General features: G+C 68.1%; 18 protein-coding genes. 16 read left to right on the top strand and 2 right to left on the bottom strand.

Annotation, left to right across the window (positions count from 1 at the left end):
• Positions 1-25 precede the first annotated feature (25 nt).
• Together KHY18_RS21140 and KHY18_RS21135 are read right to left on the bottom strand one after the other, a co-directional pair.
• Positions 26-1,033: a ThuA domain-containing protein gene (locus KHY18_RS21140; RefSeq protein ID WP_213304499.1), complete on the bottom strand. Its 1,008-nt coding sequence runs from the start codon at positions 1,031-1,033 to the stop codon at positions 26-28.
• 175 nt (positions 1,034-1,208) lie between these two features.
• Positions 1,209-2,387, bottom strand: a complete 1,179-nt coding sequence (locus KHY18_RS21135) for an MFS transporter (RefSeq protein ID WP_502769375.1) — start codon at positions 2,385-2,387, stop codon at positions 1,209-1,211.
• A 136-nt stretch (positions 2,388-2,523) separates the two neighbouring features.
• On the opposite strand from KHY18_RS21135, the gene KHY18_RS21130 reads away from it, so the two are divergent.
• The 16 genes from KHY18_RS21130 to KHY18_RS21055 all read left to right on the top strand — a co-directional run.
• On the top strand, positions 2,524-2,970 hold the full coding sequence (locus tag KHY18_RS21130; protein ID WP_213304493.1) for a winged helix-turn-helix transcriptional regulator: 447 nt from the start codon (positions 2,524-2,526) through the stop codon (positions 2,968-2,970).
• A gap of 206 nt (positions 2,971-3,176) precedes the next feature.
• Entirely contained in the window at positions 3,177-3,818 is a 642-nt protein-coding gene (locus KHY18_RS21125) for an RNA polymerase sigma factor (RefSeq protein ID WP_213304490.1), read from the top strand.
• The gene (locus KHY18_RS21120) at positions 3,815-4,873 is read left to right on the top strand and encodes a FecR family protein (protein WP_213304487.1); all 1,059 of its coding nucleotides are present in this window, start codon (positions 3,815-3,817) and stop codon (positions 4,871-4,873) included. The genes KHY18_RS21125 and KHY18_RS21120 overlap by 4 nt, the downstream gene beginning before the upstream one ends.
• A 644-nt stretch (positions 4,874-5,517) precedes the next feature.
• Positions 5,518-5,901, top strand: a complete 384-nt coding sequence (locus KHY18_RS21115; protein ID WP_213304484.1) for an STN domain-containing protein — start codon at positions 5,518-5,520, stop codon at positions 5,899-5,901.
• Between the two features lie 13 nt (positions 5,902-5,914).
• A complete protein-coding gene (locus tag KHY18_RS21110; protein WP_213304481.1) occupies positions 5,915-7,561 on the top strand; it encodes a PepSY-associated TM helix domain-containing protein in 1,647 nt (548 codons plus the stop codon).
• Complete coding sequence (locus KHY18_RS21105) at positions 7,558-7,860, top strand: iron transporter (RefSeq protein WP_213304478.1); 303 nt, start codon at positions 7,558-7,560, stop codon at positions 7,858-7,860. The genes KHY18_RS21110 and KHY18_RS21105 overlap by 4 nt, the downstream gene beginning before the upstream one ends.
• The gene (locus KHY18_RS21100; protein ID WP_213304475.1) at positions 7,857-8,717 is read left to right on the top strand and encodes a DUF3325 domain-containing protein; all 861 of its coding nucleotides are present in this window, start codon (positions 7,857-7,859) and stop codon (positions 8,715-8,717) included. The genes KHY18_RS21105 and KHY18_RS21100 overlap by 4 nt, the downstream gene beginning before the upstream one ends.
• Before the next feature lie 13 nt (positions 8,718-8,730).
• On the top strand, positions 8,731-9,075 hold the full coding sequence (locus KHY18_RS21095; RefSeq protein ID WP_249729275.1) for a hypothetical protein: 345 nt from the start codon (positions 8,731-8,733) through the stop codon (positions 9,073-9,075).
• Entirely contained in the window at positions 9,072-9,680 is a 609-nt protein-coding gene (locus KHY18_RS21090) for a DUF6162 family protein (RefSeq protein ID WP_213304472.1), read from the top strand. The genes KHY18_RS21095 and KHY18_RS21090 overlap by 4 nt, the downstream gene beginning before the upstream one ends.
• An 80-nt stretch (positions 9,681-9,760) precedes the next feature.
• The gene (locus tag KHY18_RS21085) at positions 9,761-10,705 is read left to right on the top strand and encodes a metal ABC transporter solute-binding protein, Zn/Mn family (protein ID WP_213304469.1); all 945 of its coding nucleotides are present in this window, start codon (positions 9,761-9,763) and stop codon (positions 10,703-10,705) included.
• On the top strand, positions 10,702-11,442 hold the full coding sequence (locus KHY18_RS21080; RefSeq protein WP_213304466.1) for a metal ABC transporter ATP-binding protein: 741 nt from the start codon (positions 10,702-10,704) through the stop codon (positions 11,440-11,442). The genes KHY18_RS21085 and KHY18_RS21080 overlap by 4 nt, the downstream gene beginning before the upstream one ends.
• Positions 11,439-12,341, top strand: a complete 903-nt coding sequence (locus tag KHY18_RS21075; protein WP_213304463.1) for a metal ABC transporter permease — start codon at positions 11,439-11,441, stop codon at positions 12,339-12,341. Before KHY18_RS21080 ends, KHY18_RS21075 begins: the two co-directional genes overlap by 4 nt.
• A gap of 8 nt (positions 12,342-12,349) precedes the next feature.
• Positions 12,350-13,219 (top strand): metal ABC transporter solute-binding protein, Zn/Mn family, encoded by an 870-nt coding sequence (locus KHY18_RS21070; protein ID WP_249729274.1) that lies wholly within the window; start codon positions 12,350-12,352, stop codon positions 13,217-13,219.
• Positions 13,220-13,262: 43 nt separating this feature from the next.
• The gene (locus KHY18_RS21065) at positions 13,263-13,901 is read left to right on the top strand and encodes a hypothetical protein (RefSeq protein WP_213304459.1); all 639 of its coding nucleotides are present in this window, start codon (positions 13,263-13,265) and stop codon (positions 13,899-13,901) included.
• A gap of 1 nt (position 13,902) precedes the next feature.
• Positions 13,903-15,114 carry an efflux RND transporter periplasmic adaptor subunit gene (locus tag KHY18_RS21060; RefSeq protein ID WP_213304456.1) on the top strand — a complete coding sequence of 404 codons (1,212 nt, stop codon included), beginning with the start codon at positions 13,903-13,905 and terminating at the stop codon, positions 15,112-15,114.
• A partial coding sequence (locus KHY18_RS21055; RefSeq protein ID WP_213304453.1) for an ABC transporter ATP-binding protein occupies positions 15,108-15,890 on the top strand: 783 nt, incomplete at its 3' end. The genes KHY18_RS21060 and KHY18_RS21055, both read left to right, overlap by 7 nt.

The raw sequence follows: 15,890 nt of genomic DNA, 5'->3' as shown, positions 1-15,890 counted from the left end.
GTTTCCTCCAAAGTGGGCGCGGAACTTACTTGGCCGGGGCGGCCGGCGTGGCGGGCGTGCTGGTGCAGAAATCGGTCAGGCCCATGGTGGACTTGACGGCTTGCACCACCATCTTCTGGAAGTCCAGCGCGCCCGGCGCCACGGAGTTCGCGGTGAAATGGTCGGTGGAATGGCCCAGCGTGCTGAGCCAGGCGCGGCCGCCGTCGTAGTACTGGCACCAGGCGACGGGGTGGAAGTCCTTGTGTCCCGGATGCGGCGCGGCCGTGAGCGGGTTGAGCGTCGACGTGTCGACCTGGGCCAGGAACTTCACATTGGTCGGGAACGGCGCGAGGTTGTACCACTCGTCCTTGAACGGGAAGCTCAGCGCCACGCCTTGCGTCGACGGGTCGTCGGCCATGATCTTCACCGTGCCGTCGCGGTTCGGGCCGTGGTTGTAGAAGTTGGCATTGCCCAGCAGGCCTTCGTAGTAAGGCCAGTTGTACTCGGCGCCGAACGCGTTGTGCAGGCCGACGAAGCCGCCGCCGCGGCGCATGTAGTTGCGCAGCGCGGTGCGCGCCGCATCATTGCCCGTGGCCACGGCTTCGTTCCAGAGCGTGTCGCGGTTGGAGCTGGCGAAGATGACGGTCTTGTAGTTGTTGATGCGGCCGCCGAGCACGGTCACGTCTTCGGTCCAGTCGGCCTGGATGCCGGCTTCTTCCATCATGCGCTTGAGGCCGGCCTGCATCACGTTGTCGGCGTTCATCTCGGGGTTCAGACCCGCTGCCATGGGCGTGCCAAGGTTGGCGTGGCGCGGGCCCGCGGTGCGCGAATAGATCAGCACGCGATTGGGCGTGGAGGCGAATGCGCCCCAGTTGTTGTAGCACTTGGAGTCGGTACCGCGGCAGACGTTGTAGTAGGGGTCGAAGCTGGTGTCGACCGCGACTTCTTCCTCCTTGGGCGGCTCGTTGTTGTCATCGCCGCCGCAGGCGCTCAGGCCTGCAATCAAGGCCGCCGCCATGGCGGTGTAGGCAAATTTCTGCTGGAAAGTTCTCATTCGCTGTCTCCGTTGAAGTTATGTCGAACAGGTGCTTTTGGAAAGACTCAGGCGCGCATTGCTGCCTTGTTTGCAGCATGCACAAAATGTAATAAAACCGGAAAACATTTCCATAATGGAAATCCCTTCCTATTTATTTTGGCGAATATCGCCTACAGCGCCTTGTTCGACGGCATCACTTCACGGCCGCGATGGGAGAGCGTGCGGGCAGCGTGGCCCACCAGAAGATCAGTGCCAGCAGGCTCACGCCCGCGCCCAGCGCGCACACGCCTTGCCAGCCCGCGTGCGCATAGGTGACGGTGGTGGCGATCGCGCCCAGGCCGCTGCCGACCGCGTAGAACAGCATGTAGAGCCCGACCAGTCGGCCATGCGCGTCGGGCCGGGTGCGAAAGATCAGGCTCTGGTTGGTCACATGCAGGGCCTGGCCGCCCAGGTCGAGCAGCACGATGCCTATCACCAGCGCCCACAGCGACCAGCCCATCAACGACAGCGGCCACCAGGCAAGCAGCAGCGCCAGCAAGGCCGCGGCGCTGGTGCGCTGGCCCAGGCCGCGGTCGGCCCATTGCCCGGCGCGCGCCGCCGCGAGCGCGCCGACCACGCCCACCAGCCCGAACGCGCCTATCGTCGTGTGCGAGAACGCGAACGGCGGCGCGCTCAATGGCAGCACCAGCGCGCTCCAGAAAATGTTGAACGCCGCGAACATCAGCAGGGCCAGCATGCCGCGAACCTGCAGCACACGCTCTTCGCGCAGCAGCGTGAGCATCGAGGCGATCAGGCGCGCATAGCTGCCGCGCAGCACGTTGACCGGCAATGCGGGCAGGCGCCACCACAGCGGCAGCGCGACCGCGAGCATCAGCGCCGCGGCGCCGACATACACGCCGCGCCAGCCGGCCAGGTCGCTCACGCCGCCCGCGAACACGCGCGCCATGAGCAGGCCTATGAACACCCCGCCTTGCGCGCCGCCCACGACCCGGCCCTGTTCATGCGGCGCGGCGGCGCTCGCGGCGTAGGCGATCAGGCCCTGCGTCATGGCCGTTCCCAGCAGGCCCACGGCGAGCATGCCCAGCAGCAGCATGCGCGCCGACTGCGCGTTCGCGACCAGCAGCAGCGCCGCGACCAGGGCCAGCAGTTGCGCGCCCATCAGCCGGCGCCGGTCCAGGCGATCGCCCAGTGGCACCAGCAGCAGCAGGGCCAGCGCCGAGCCGACCTGGGTCGCGGTCACCACGCCGCCGACGGCCGCATGGCTGATGCCGAAATCGGCGGCCAGCGCATCGAGCAGCGGCTGCGCGTAGTAGACGTTGGCCACGCTCAGGCCGCTGGCGGCGGCGAACAGCAGCACCAGCCAGCGCGGCATGGAGGGGGGCTCAGGGGGAAGAGACAGAGGTGTTTTCATCACGAGCGGCTTTTTCAATCTGGTTTCAAAACAAAACCAGTTGAATTCTAGGGAGGCCAGTTTTAAAATGCAACCGAATCATTTGATGGAATGCCGCATGCCGAGCGAAAGAATTGCCGAAGAAGAACCCTGTCCCGTCGCGCGCTGCGTCGATCTCGTCGGCGACCGCTGGTCCCTGCTGATCGTGCGCGACGCGTTCGATGGCATAGGCCGGTTCAGCGAGTTCCAGCGCAGCCTGGGCGTGGCGCGCAACATTCTTTCGGACCGGCTGCGCAAGCTCGTGGACGCGGGCATTCTCGAAAATCGGGCCGCATCCGATGGCAGCGCCTACCAGGAATACGTGCTGACGGCCAAGGGCGAAAGCCTGTTCCCCGTGGTCGTCGCCCTGCGGCAATGGGGCGAGCAGCATCTGTTCGCCAAGGGCGAAGCGCATTCGCAACTGGTCGACAAGCGCTCGGGCCGGCCGCTGGCGCGCATGGCGCCGCAGGCCCGCGACGGGCGCGTGCTGCGCCCCGCGGACGCCGAAGTGCGCAAGCTGCGCTGACGCCGGCAGGGCGACAGACGATCAGGGCGATGCGCGCGCCACTTGCGAACGGTTCTCAGTAGAATGTCGCCAGCTTTGCCGGACCCGGCGTTTTACCTGTGTCGGATTTTCTTGCCCGCTTCAACGACTTCTTCTGCCGCGCGACTGCATGCCATGACGGGTTCAAGGCCCGCCGCGGCATGGCCGCGCACGCGCGGAGGCCGCGCATGAAGCGCGACTTCATGCCGGGCGAAGGCGGGCCGCTGCAGCCGCAGGGCGCTGGCGATCAGCTCGGTCATCTCTATGCGCGCTGGCGCGCGCCGCTGGCGCGCATGATGCGCCGCTATTTCGGCTCGGCCGCCGAAGTCGAGGACGCGACGCAGGAAGTGTTCGCGCGCCTGGCCGCCACCGGCAAGGCGATTGCGCCCGCTGACGAGCAGCCTTATCTGCGCCGCGCCGCGCGCAATGTCGCCATCGACGGCTGGCGCAAGAGCGCGCAGCGCGAGGGCCTGCAGCGCGTCGCGCTCGAAGACGAATCCGACGAGCCCGACCTGCACACCGATGCGTGCCACACCGATGCCCATGCCGGCCACCACCAGTTGCTGGGCCGGCTCGATCAGGCCATTCAGGAGCTGCCCGCGCGCCAGCGCGAAGCGTTCACGCTGCACCGCATCGAAGGCTATACGGTGGAGGAAACCGCGCTGCGCATGGGCATTTCCACGCGCATGGTGGTCAAGCATCTGAGCCGCGGCCTGGCGTATTGCCAGGTGCGCGTGAGCTATGCCAGCAGCGCGCAGATGCGGCAGATGCATGTCGTGCTCAGCGGCGCGGAAGAATCGGCCGACGCCGCCAGCGAGGGCGCGGCATGAACCGGCCTTTGCCTGAAGGCATGACCCACAGCGCGCTGCTGCAGCTGCACCGCGCCGTGGCCGACTGGTGCGTGCGCCGCGCGCAGCCGGGCTGGACGGCGGCCGACGAGCGCGCGCTGCAGGCCTGGCTGGCCGTGGACCCGGCGCGGCGCGAAATCATGGACGCGATGGGCCATACCGTGCAGCTCGCGGGCCAGTTGAAACAATTCCGTGCCGAGACTTCGGGCGCGCCCGCCCAGGCCCCGGCGCCGCGCCGCGCGCCGACCGCCGCTGGCGCGGCCACGGCCGGTCTGCGCTGGGCGCCCTGGCTCACGCCCGCGCGCCGGCGCAGCTTCGCGCCGGTGCTGGCCGCGGCCTGCGTGGCGCTGGTCGTTGCCGGCGGCTTGCGCTGGGACGCCACGCCCAGCTACCGCCTCGACGTCGCCACCGGCCCGGGCGAAACGCGCGCGGTCGATCTGCCCGATGGCTCGCAGATTGCGCTCAACGTGGGCACCTCGGTGCAGGTGCGCTACTACCCGCGCCGGCGCGAAGTACTGATGAGCGAAGGCGAAGCGTTCTTTCGCGTCGCGGCCAATGCGAACAAGCCGTTCACGATAGACAGCGGCGACAGCCGCGTGCGCGTGGTCGGCACGGCGTTCAACGTGCGCGCCACGTCGCAGCAGCTGACCGTCAAGGTGCTCGAAGGCAAGGTCGAAGTGCAGCCGCGGCGCAGCGTGACGGCCGAGCCCGCGCTGCTGCTGGGCCCGGGCGTGGGCGTTGCCGTCGACACCGCCACCGGCCACCACCAGAGCCTGCGCGCCGCGCCCGACGAAGTGGGCCGCTGGCGCACGGGCCAGATCCATTTCAGCCGCACGACGCTGGGCGAAGTCGCGCAGGAGCTGGGACGCTACCTGGGCAAGTCGGTCACGGTCGATGACGACGGGCTGAAGACGATGACCATCTCGGGCTTCCTGATGATCCACTCGGCCGATGATTTCATCCAGGCCCTGCCCGATGTGGTGCCGGTGCGCGTCGAGCGCGATACGGCGGGGAATTGGCTGATCTCCAAGCGCTGAGGGGCGAGGTTTGGCTGGGCGGGTGTGTTGTTCGCCATGCGTTGTCAAGAAACAGCGGGCCTCAACCCCCGTTCGTCCTGAGCTTGTCGAAGGATGAACGGCCTGCGCTCAAGTCATGAGGACCGGGCGTTCATGGTTCGACAGGCTCACCACGAACGGGTCACTGTTTTGCCGCCGTTTGCCAACATCGACCACCTTCTAATTCATTGATTTATTTGACGAAAAAAGCTGTTTCTTGAGAGCCCGTCGAAGGATGAACGGCCTGCGCTCAGCCTACGAAGCGAAGCCTCAACGCACCCCGTAAAAAATAATTTGAATTATTTGCATTCCGCAGGTTCCATGTTTGCGCCGATCTCCGTTCTACCTATTGAGGGCGCGGAAATTCTTCCGCGCTCCGGCTGCCAGCCACGGACCTGAAGGGTGACCTTCGTTCTTCCGCCAACAGCCACGAACACAGAGCGCACCTTGCGCGCGGTGCTTGCAGTGGGCTGATGCTTCCCGGAAACGGAGCGACTTCCTGCCGAGCCGCTTCGACAAGGTGCCGTAAGAAGACGGAAAGCAGTGCAATGCGGCATGGTCAAGGCAGCGAGAGGGCCCATCCCAGCAGGGGGCGGGCAGGGCGGGGAGTTCCGGCATCCACGGTGATGGCCTGGCTGGCCTGCGGCGTACTCATGCCGGCCGCGGCGCAAGGCGTCAACAGCGTGCCGCTGCAGCAGCGTTCGGCACATGCGCAGGAGCCGCGCGTGACCGTCAACATTCCTGCCCAGCCGCTGCTGAGCGCGCTGCGCGCCTTCGGTCTGCAGACCCAGTCCCAGGTGTTGTTCCATGAAGCCCTGCTGTCCGGGCGCCAAGCGGTCGCGGTCTATGGCGCCTATACGCCCCAGGAAGCGCTGGAACTGCTGCTGGCCAGCACCGGCCTGACCATTGGCACGGTGCGCGCGCGCTCGTTCACGCTCAAGGTCGTGCAAAGCGTTCCGCAGACCAGCCGCATGCTGCGCTGGAGCATGCCGGCAATCGCCATTTCCTGAGCCGGAGCCCCCTATGTTTACTTCGCTTCGCCAGTGCACATCCTGGCTTCACACCTGGACCGGCCTGGTCGTCGGCTGGGTGCTGTTCTTTGTTTTCGTCACCGGCACGCCCGGCTATTTCCAGTCGGAAATCACGCGCTGGATGCAACCCGAGCGGCCCATGGTCGAGGAAATTGCATTGACCGACCGCGCGGGCGCGTTCGATCGCGCGATCGATCGCTTGCAGCAGATCGCTCCGGGCGCGGCCAACTGGCGCATCAATCTGCCGCACGAGTCGGTGCCTTCGCGCAACTGGCAGGAGTTCGGCATCGCCTGGCAGGAGATGCCGCCCGAGGGCCATGACTTCGGTCCCGGCGGCAGCGAGCGGCTCGACGTGAACACCGGCGCGGTCCTGCCTTCGGGCGTGGAGCCGCGCGCCACGGCCGGCGGCAACACGCTCTACCGCATGCACTATCTGCTGCATTACATGGATTTCGACTTGGGCATTCGCATCGTCGGCATCTGCACCATGCTGATGCTGATGGCCATCGTCACGGGCGTGATCACGCACAAGAAGATCTTCAAGGACTTCTTCACGTTCCGTCCCGGCAAGGGCCAGCGCAGCTGGCTGGACGCGCATAACGCGGTGAGCGTGATGGCGCTGCCGTTCTTTCTGATGATCACCTACAGCGGCCTGGTGTTCTTCATGTACTCGTACATGCCCGCGGGCATCAACACGCTCTACGGCAGCGACCAGGAAAGCCGCAAGCCGTATTTCTCGGAAATCTTTCCCGAGTTCAACCGCAAGACCGTGGCCGTGACGCGCCCCGAGACCGCGCTGGCGCCGCTGGTGGAAAAGGCCGAGGCCGTGTGGGGCCCCGGCAAGGTGCGCAGCATCACCTTGATGCAGAACAAGGGCGAGGGCGAACGGCTGGCGCTCACGCTCAACCGCGTCAATGAAGGCTCGCTCGATATCCACCGCTCCGACACGCTGCGCTTCGACGCGCGCACCGGCGAGTCGCTGGACCCCGAACCCCTGGCGGGCGGCGCGGCACGTACCACGCAGACCGTGATGCTGAATCTGCATGAAGGCCTGTTCGTCGGCGCCTGGGGCCGCTGGGTGTACTTCCTCGCGGGCCTGCTGGGCTGCGCGATGATAGGCACGGGCATGGTGCTGTGGACCGTCAAGCGCCGCAAGCACCATCTGGGCAGCGGTTTCGAAGGCACGGAGCAGTTCGGCGTGCGTCTGGTCGAGAACCTCAATGTCGCCACCATCGCCGGCCTGCCGCTGGCCGTGGCCGCGTATTTCCTCGCCAATCGCCTGCTGCCGCTGGACATCACCGACCGTCCGGAGTGGGAGGTGCACAGCATGTTCGCGGTCTGGCTGGGAACGCTGTTCTACGCGCTCGCACGGCCGCTGCACCGCGCCTGGATCGAGCTGTTCTGGGCGGGCTGCGTGGCCTATGCGCTGGTGCCCGTGGTCAATGCGTTGACCACTGACAGGCATCTGCTCAACAGCCTGCGCGCGGGCGATTGGGTGTTCGCGGGCTTCGACCTGACGATGTGGGGGCTGGCCGCGTTGCTGGCGCTGATGGCCGTGAAGGTCAAGCGCCGGCTCGACCCGGCAGCAAAGAAGGCTGCCGTCGTGGCTGCTTCGATGCCTGAAGGGAGTGCCGCATGAGCAACGCTGTTCCATTGACACGCGCCTACCGCCTGGCCGTGGCCTCGCGCGTGATCGCCGCGGCTTTCGGCGGCTATGCGCTGGCTTCGGCCGCGACGGTGCTGCTGGCACTGGTCTGGCCTGGTTCGCAGACCCAGGGGCTGCTCTGGGCCACCATGCTGAGCTTCGCGATCTATAGCGTGGCCGTGATCTGGGTGTTCATGGCGCGCACTGCAACGCGTGCCTGGGTGGGCCTGGTGCTGATCACCGCCGGGGTGTCGGCGCTCGCCTGGCTGCTCAAGTCTGGAGGTGCGGCATGACGCTGATACACATTGCCATTCTGCTGGTGAGCCTCGCGGGCTTTGCCGCGCTGGCGCTGGCGACCGAACGCCACGCCGAACATCTGCTGCGCCGCGTGCCCGCGCCGCAGTGGCGCCTGCTGGCGCGCGTCGTCGGCTGGGTACTGCTGGCGATCGCGCTGGCGCTGGGCATCGTCTACATGGGCACGGGCCTGGGCATCACGCTGTGGCTGGGCTGGCTCAGCATCGCCGCGCTGGCGCTGGTGTTCGCGTTTCCCAAATGGCCCTGGCAGCCCAAGGAGCGTGTGAAGCCCGCGCGCCCCGCGAAGGCTGGCGCGGCCGCGCCCGCGCTGCCGCCCGCGCCGCCGCGCGCACGCCGCTGGATCGCGGCTGCACTGCTGGTGGCGGTGCCCGTGGTCTTTCTGCTGACGCTGAAGTCCACGCCCATCGCGCCGCTGCTGCGCGCCGATGCAGTCGCGGGCCAGGTCGGGCCGTGGAGCTTCCGCCTGGCCGAAAGCAACCGCAACGTTCCCGATCTGGTGGCGATGGACATTCCCATGAAGTCGTACCAGGTGCGTTTCTGCGAGGACTGCGACGCGCAGATCCGCGCGGCCTATCTCAAGGTCAACAAGCCGCGCTCGCTGCGCGCCGCGGGCATCGTGCTCAATGGCGCGCGCTGGAACCGCAGTGTCGACATCCAGCTGCCGGCCAACACCACGCCCGACAGCATCCTGTGGCTCACCGTGGTCGGCAAGGACGGCGAAATGCACCAGGCCCAGGTGCGCCTGGCCGATGTGTCGCCGGCAACGGTGGCGTGGTTCAAGCAACGCGAAGACAAGCCGCAAGCCGGGCGCGAAGCCCCGCAGCAAGCCCAATAGAAAGGCCATTGAAATGACATCTCCACACTTTGTTCGCCGCGCTCGCCAGACCCTTGCTGCGGGCGCGCTGCTGCTGTCGGCTTCGGCCTTCGCGCACAACCCCGTGGTCGAATGCCGCCAGATCTCGGCCGACACCGTTCAATGCCGCGGCGCGTTCTCCGACGGTTCTCTGGCGCCCGGCGTGCGTCTCGATGTGATGAGCTATGACGACAAGGTGCTGGTGTCGGGCAAGCTCGACAAAAGCTCGATGCTGAGCTTCAAGAAACCCAAGGGCGATTTCTTCGTGCTGTTCGACGCCGGCCCGGGTCACGTGGTCGAAGTCGATCACGCCGAGATCGTTGCAGGCGCGGCGCGATGAGCGCCACGCAGATCGTGCGCCCGGCCGGTGCCGGGCACGAAACCCTGGCCGTGCTGGCCGGCTGCGCGCTGATCCTGGCGATCGCCGGCACCGTGGTGACGCTGCGCGCCGCGCCCGAGCAAAGCCATGCCGTCGCGGCCAACCAGCTCGATGCGCGGCGTGACCTGAACGCCGCCGAGCAGGGCGTCTACGCCGATCTGCGCATTGCGCTCGATGAGATCGACGCCGAGCGCGCGGGCCAGGCCCGTCTGCCCGCGGTCGCGGCATTGGCCGACATGGGCCTGCCGCCGTTCGCCCAGGACGCGAGCAGTGCCCAGCGCGGCGCGCATGTCTGGACGCTGGTCGCCGATGGCGCGGCCCAGGCCTATCTGGGCCTGAGCGGCGACAACGCCGTCGCGGCATCGGTGCTGCTGCGTGTGGCCGCGCCCGAGCAGGGCCATGACCATGGCACCGAGGCCCACGCGCATGACAGCGAGCCCGACATCTGGATGCACCGCAGCGCCCAGGCCGCGCCGGCCGCGCTCGATGTCGCGCAGCTCACGCGCGCCGGCTGGCGCCAGGTCGTCGCGCGCTTCGATGCGGGCGTGACCCGCCAGCAGCGCTAGCGCCTTTTCGCCGCCGCCTTTCCCCTGATGCTTTTTCGCTGCCTGCGCGCAGCGTGCCTTTTCGTTGGAGTCGTACGCCCATGTCCCCCATTTTCAGCCGCCGCCGTTTGTTGCAGACCGGCCTGGCCGCCTCTACCGCGCTGACGCTTTTCCCCCTGGCCGCGCAGGCCCGCCGGCTGCGCATAGGCATCACGCTGCACCCGTACTACAGCTATGTCACCAACATCGTCGGCGACCTGGCCGAAGTCGTGCCGCTGATTCCCGCCGGCTTCAATCCGCATGCCTACGAGCCGCGCGCCGAAGACATCAAGCGCATCGGCGGACTCGATGTGGTGGTGCTCAACGGCATAGGCCATGACGACTTCGCCGAACGCATGATCGCCGCCAGCAGCAAGCCCAAGCTGCCGGTGATCGAAGCCAACGCCCAGGTGCCGCTGCTGGCTGCCGTGGGCGCCGCGGCGAACGCGGGCCGCAGCGGCAAGGACAACTCGGGCCAGGTCGTGAACCCGCACACTTTCCTGTCGGTGGCTGCGTCCATCGCCCAGGTCAACACCATTGCGCGCGAACTCGGCAAGCTCGACCCGGCCAACGCCGAGGCCTACCGCACGAATGCGCGCGCCTACGGCCAGAAGCTGCGCAAGCTGCGCGCCGATGCGCTCGCCGGCCTGGCCCAAGCCCCGGGCCGCAGCCTGCGCGTGGCGACCATCCACGGCGCCTATGACTATCTGCTGCGCGAGTTCGGCCTCGAAGTCACGGCCGTCGTCGAGCCCGCGCATGGCATCGAGCCCAGCCCGGCCCAGCTCAAGGCGACGATCGATCAGATGCGCAATCTCGACGTGAAGGTGATCTTCTCGGAGATGGACTTCCCTTCGGCCTATGTCGACACCATCCGCCGCGAGACCGGCGTGCGCCTCTATGCGCTCACGCACATCTCGTACGGCGACTACACCCAGCAGAAGTTCGAGCAGGACACGGCGAAGAATCTCGCGACCGTGGTGCGCGCCATCCGCGAGGCCGGCCAATGACGCCGTCGCACGGACCGTCGCTGGTGTTCGAGAAGGTCGGGCTCAGGCTGGGCCAGACCACGGTGCTGCGCGATGTCTCGCTGCGCGTCGTGCCGGGCAGCGTGCATGCGCTGGTCGGCCCCAACGGCGCGGGCAAGAGTTCGCTGATCAAAACGTTGCTGGGCCAGACGCCGCACCAGGGCCGCGTGGCGCTGGAATGGCAGGGCGCGCCGGGCGTGATGGGCTATGTGCCGCAGGCGCTGGCGTTCGACGCCGGCCTGCCCATGACCGTCAATGACTTCATGGCCGCGATGACGCAGCGCAAGCCCGCGTTCCTCGGCTTTGCGCGCGCGCGCGTCGACGAAATCACCGCCGCGCTGGAACGCGTGGGCATGGCCGACAAGCGCCATCGTCGCATGGGCGCGCTGTCGGGCGGAGAACGCCAGCGCGTGCTGCTGGCCCAGGGCCTGGTGCCTGCGCCGTCGCTGCTGGTGCTCGATGAACCCATGGCCGCGCTCGACGAAGCCGGCGCCCAGGTGTTCGAGCAGCTGCTTGCCGACTGGAAGAAATCGGGCGTCACGGTGTTCTGGGTCGAGCACGACCTCGAAGCCGTGGGCCGGCTCGCCGACCATGTGACGGGCCTCAACCGCGGCGTGCTGTTCGACGGCCCGCCGCGCGAGGTGCTGACGCCGCAGACGCTGCTCGACCTGTTCTCCACGCGGCCGCGCGCCGCCAAGACCGTGGAGGCCGCAGCATGACGTTCTTCGATACCTTGCGCCTGGCCATTCAAGGCTGGGCCGAAGCCGGCGTGCTGCCGGGCGCGCTGACCTACGGCTTTGTCGTCAACGCCGTGCTAGCGGGCCTGATCATCGGCCCGGTGCTCGGCGGCCTGGGCACGCTGGTCGTGGTCAAGCGCTTCGCGTTCTTCTCCGAAGCCGTGGGCCACTCGGCGCTGACCGGTGTGGCCATAGGCATTCTGCTGGGCGAGCCCTATACCGGCCCCTACGGCAGCCTGTTCGGCTACTGCCTGCTGTTCGGCATCAGCCTCAACTACCTGCGCAACCGCACGGGGCTCACGCCCGACACGCTGATCGGCGTGTTCCTGTCGGTGTCGCTGGCGCTGGGTGCAAGCCTGCTGCTGCTGCTGTCGGGCCGCATCAACATCCACATCCTGGAAAACGTGCTGTTCGGCTCGGTGCTGACCGTCAACAGCCAGGATCTGGCGGTGCTGGCCGTGGTCTCGGCGCTCACCGTGGCGCTGAGCCTGCCCAACTACAACCGGCTGATGCTCGCGAGTTTCAACCCGCAGCTCGCCGCGGTGCGCGGCGTTCCCGTCAAGGCCATGGACTACCTGTTCGTGGTGCTGGTGACCGTGGTCACGGTGGCGTCGGTGAAGGTCATCGGCGCGATCCTGGTCGGTGCGCTGCTGGTCATTCCGGCCGCGGCCGCACGGCTGCTGAGCCAGTCGCTGCGCGGCTTCTTCTGGCTCAGCGTGCTGATCGCCACGTTCAGCACGCTCGCGGGCATCTTGCTGCCCATCGAATTCGCACTGCCCCTGCCTTCGGGCGCGGCCATCATTCTGGTGGCGGGGGCGGTATTCATGCTGGCCGCGATCCTGCGCGGCCTGGTTCCGGGATTGAAAGGACAGCCGTCGTGAAACCTTTGTTGACTCTGCTTCTCGCCAGCGCGGCGACCCTGTTCACGGCCGTGACGGCGCAGGCGCAGACGCCTGCCGCGGCCCCGCCGGCCAAGGCCGTTCAAGTGCTTGTGAGCCACCCGGTCGCGCATGGCCTGGCCGCGCAGCTGGCCGAAGGCAGCGGCATCACGCTGGCGCGCGCCGCGCCCGCGAACCTGCCGCCCGCACGCCAGCTCGCCTATTTCGAAGGCCGCGGCGCGAAGGCGCTGGCCCAGGCCGCGGCCCAATCCGATGCGGTGATCACGCTGCGTTCGCTGTGGCCGCAAGACCCGTTGTACCCGCTCGCGCGCCGTGCCAATATCCGCATCGTCGAGATCGACGCCGCGCGGCCCATCGATGGCGCGCTGCCGGGCATCGCGCTGCAGCCGGGCGCGGACCTGGGCAGCTACCCGTGGCTGCACCCGGTGAATCTGGGCCGCATGGCCGATATCGTCGCCGCCGATCTGGAGCGTCTTTCGCCCCAGGCCGCGCCCGTGCTGGCGCGCAATCTCGCGGCGCTCAAGCAGCAGCTCGTCGCGCTGTCGGGCAGGACCGAGACCGCGCTGCTGGCCGCGCCCAACCTGACCGTGGTGTCGCTGTCGCCGCGCCTCGATTACCTGGCTTCGGCCTTCAATCTCGAGCTGATGCCGGGCAGCACCGATGCGCAGGCGCTGGCCGCGCTGATTCGCAGCGAAGGCGTGGCCGCGGTGCTGCACCACGAAGAACTGGCGCCCGAACTGGCCCAGGCCGTGAAGGGCGCGGGCGCCGCCGTGGTGGTGCTTGCCACCGACGGCCAGCAGCCGGTCGCCGATATCGACACCCTGGCCGCGCGCCTGGTGGAGGCGCTGCGCCCGCGCTGAGCGGCGCTGCTCCGATCAGATCTTTCTCATTCCAGTTCATCCCATGACCGCATTCCGACTCTCCCGCAGCTTCGTGCCCGCCCTGGCCGTGCTCGCGCTGTCCCTCTCGCTGGCCCAGACGGCCAGCGCCGACTATCTCTGGCTGCAGCGCGATGGCGCCCAGGCGCGCGTGTTCGCCGGCGAGCTGCCCAAGCCGCTGGCGCAGCTGCCCGCATTGCGCGATGCCAAACCTGTCGCACCCGAAGGCAAGCCGCTGGCCCTGGAGACCGCGGCCAATCACTTTGCGTTCACGCCGGCCGAGCAGGGCGATGCGCGCTTCACCGCGACGCGCACCGAAGCCGATGGCGTGCTGACCTATTTCCAGGCGAAGTTCGGCCGTGCCGAGACCAAGGCCGTCAACGACCTCGAGCTGGTGCCCACCGAAGCCGGCGGCAATACCTTCCAGCTGGTGTTCAAGGGCCGGCCGGTTGCGGCCAGCCAGGTCAATGTCGACACCTCCGAAGGCTGGCGCCGCGTGCTGACGCCGGCCAAGGACGGCACGGTGAGTTTCGTGCCTTCGTTCCCCGGCCTCTATGTGCTCGAAGTCTCGGCGCGCGTGGACAACGGCTCGGTGACCATAGACGGCAAGAAGTACGCAGATGTGCGCCACACCGCGACGCTGAGCTTTGAGGTGGCACGCTGAAATGACTCTGCCTGATTCGCGTTCTCCGCGCCGTCGCCCCCGCGCCGCGCGCTATCTGGTACCGCTGGCGGCCGTGGTCGTGCTCGGCGGGCTGTGGTTCTGGCTGCGTCCGGCCGCCGCGTCGCCGTGGCAGACCGTGACCGTCGCCAAGGGCGACATCGAAGCCAGCGTCGCCGCCATCGGCACGCTGCAGCCGCTGCGTTCGGTCGATGTCGGCGCCCAGGTGTCGGGCCAGATCACGCGGCTGCTGGTGCGTGCCGGCGACGCAGTCGAGAAGGGCCAGCTGCTGGCCGAGATCGACGCCAGCGTGCTGGCCGCCACGGTCGAGGCCGGCCAGGCGCAGATTGCGAGCCTGCGCGCCCAGGCCGACGACGCGCGCGCCCAGCATGAACTCGCGCAGCAGCAGTTCGCGCGCCAGCAGCAGATGGTCAAGGACGAAGCCACGCGGCTCGAAGACCTGCAGACTGCGGCGGCGACGCTCAAGTCGGCCGCGGCGCGCATCGCGCAGTACGAAGCGCAGATCAAGCAGACGGCCGCCAGCCTGCGCGCCGATGAAGCGCGGCTGGGCTATACGCGCATCTACGCGCCCATTGCGGGCACGGTCACCAGCCTCGATGTGAAGGAAGGCCAGACGCTCAACGCGACCTACCAGACGCCCACGGTGCTGCGCATCGCCGATCTGCGCCGCATGACGGTCTGGACCGATGTGTCCGAGGCCGACATCCGCCAGGTGAAGTCGGGCATGCCCGCGTACTTCAGCACGCTGGGCAGCGACCGCCGCCGCTGGAACGGCACGGTGCGCCAGGTGCTGCCCGCGCCGTCGGCGGCCGTGGGCGCGCCTGCAGCGGCTACTGGCGGCATGCCGCCCGCGGGCACCAAGGCCGTGCAATACACGGTGCTGTTCGATGTCGACAACCCCGACGGCGCGCTGATGCCGCAGATGACGGCCCAGGTCACGTTCGTGTCCGCGGCCGTCAAGGGCGTGCTCACGGCGCCGCTGGCGGCGTTCACCGCGCTCGACGGCGAGTCGGGTACCTATGAAGCGCGCATCCTGGCCGAGAAGTCGCCCGATCAGCTGGTCGAAGTGCGCCGCGTGCAACTGGGCACGCGCAACCGGCTGCAGGCCGAAGTCACGGGCGGCCTCGAAGAGGGCGAACGCCTGATCACCGGCGAAGCCCCGCCCGATACCGGCGTGCGGAGATTCCAGTGGTAGGCAGCCTCACGCCGCTGATCGAGCTGCGCGGAATCCGCAAACGCTACGGCGGTGCGGATGAAGCCGACGGCCAGCAGCCCGAAGTCGAAGTGCTGCACGGCATCGACCTGACGATTCACGCGGGCGAGTTCGTCGCCATCGTCGGCGCGTCGGGCTCGGGCAAGTCGACGCTGATGAACCTGCTCGGCTGCCTGGACCAGCCCAGCAGCGGCACCTATCTTTTCAACGGCCGCGACGTCGCTTCGCTCAATGCCGACGAGAAGGCCTGGCTGCGGCGCGAGGCCTTCGGCTTCGTGTTCCAGGGCTATCACCTGATCGCCACCGAATCGGCGAGCGAGAACGTCGAGATGCCCGCGATCTACGCCGGCATGTCGGGCGAGGCGCGCGCGCGCCGCGCGGCGGCGCTGCTCGAACGCCTGGGCATGGGCGACAAGCTGCACAACCGGCCCAACCAGCTGTCGGGCGGCCAGCAGCAGCGCGTGTCGATCGCGCGCGCGCTGATGAACGGCGGGCGCATCATCCTGGCCGACGAGCCCACGGGCGCGCTCGATTCCAAGAGCGGCGCCGAAGTCATGCGCCTGCTCAACGAGCTGGCCGACGCCGGCCACACCATCGTGCTGATCACCCATGACCGCACGGTCGCCGCGCAGGCGCAGCGCGTGATCGAGATCCACGACGGCGACATCGTCGCCGACAGCGCCAGCGACCCGCGCCGCGCGCTCATGGCCTTGCCCGTGCTCGACATGGCAGGCGCCGCGGGCGATGACGGCGCCTCG

This window comes from Acidovorax sp. CCYZU-2555 (assembly GCF_018413525.1).
Lineage (GTDB): Bacteria > Pseudomonadota > Gammaproteobacteria > Burkholderiales > Burkholderiaceae_C > Comamonas.
The sequence above is the reverse complement of the archived record's forward strand: the minus strand, read 5'-3'. Positions and strand labels throughout refer to the sequence as shown.

Bases quoted from the DNA above. Each gene is read 5' to 3' on its own strand.
- KHY18_RS21140 (WP_213304499.1), bottom strand. From the start codon at position 1,033: ATGAGAACTTTCCAGCAGAAATTTGCCTACACCGCCATGGCGGCGGCC.
- KHY18_RS21135 (WP_502769375.1), bottom strand. From the start codon at position 2,387: ATGCCGCGCTGGCTGGTGCTGCTGTTCGCCGCCGCCAGCGGCCTGAGC.
- KHY18_RS21130 (WP_213304493.1), top strand. From the start codon at position 2,524: ATGCCGAGCGAAAGAATTGCCGAAGAAGAACCCTGTCCCGTCGCGCGC.
- KHY18_RS21125 (WP_213304490.1), top strand. From the start codon at position 3,177: ATGAAGCGCGACTTCATGCCGGGCGAAGGCGGGCCGCTGCAGCCGCAG.
- KHY18_RS21120 (WP_213304487.1), top strand. From the start codon at position 3,815: ATGAACCGGCCTTTGCCTGAAGGCATGACCCACAGCGCGCTGCTGCAG.
- KHY18_RS21115 (WP_213304484.1), top strand. From the start codon at position 5,518: ATGGCCTGGCTGGCCTGCGGCGTACTCATGCCGGCCGCGGCGCAAGGC.
- KHY18_RS21110 (WP_213304481.1), top strand. From the start codon at position 5,915: ATGTTTACTTCGCTTCGCCAGTGCACATCCTGGCTTCACACCTGGACC.
- KHY18_RS21105 (WP_213304478.1), top strand. From the start codon at position 7,558: ATGAGCAACGCTGTTCCATTGACACGCGCCTACCGCCTGGCCGTGGCC.
- KHY18_RS21100 (WP_213304475.1), top strand. From the start codon at position 7,857: ATGACGCTGATACACATTGCCATTCTGCTGGTGAGCCTCGCGGGCTTT.
- KHY18_RS21095 (WP_249729275.1), top strand. From the start codon at position 8,731: ATGACATCTCCACACTTTGTTCGCCGCGCTCGCCAGACCCTTGCTGCG.
- KHY18_RS21090 (WP_213304472.1), top strand. From the start codon at position 9,072: ATGAGCGCCACGCAGATCGTGCGCCCGGCCGGTGCCGGGCACGAAACC.
- KHY18_RS21085 (WP_213304469.1), top strand. From the start codon at position 9,761: ATGTCCCCCATTTTCAGCCGCCGCCGTTTGTTGCAGACCGGCCTGGCC.
- KHY18_RS21080 (WP_213304466.1), top strand. From the start codon at position 10,702: ATGACGCCGTCGCACGGACCGTCGCTGGTGTTCGAGAAGGTCGGGCTC.
- KHY18_RS21075 (WP_213304463.1), top strand. From the start codon at position 11,439: ATGACGTTCTTCGATACCTTGCGCCTGGCCATTCAAGGCTGGGCCGAA.
- KHY18_RS21065 (WP_213304459.1), top strand. From the start codon at position 13,263: ATGACCGCATTCCGACTCTCCCGCAGCTTCGTGCCCGCCCTGGCCGTG.
- KHY18_RS21060 (WP_213304456.1), top strand. From the start codon at position 13,903: ATGACTCTGCCTGATTCGCGTTCTCCGCGCCGTCGCCCCCGCGCCGCG.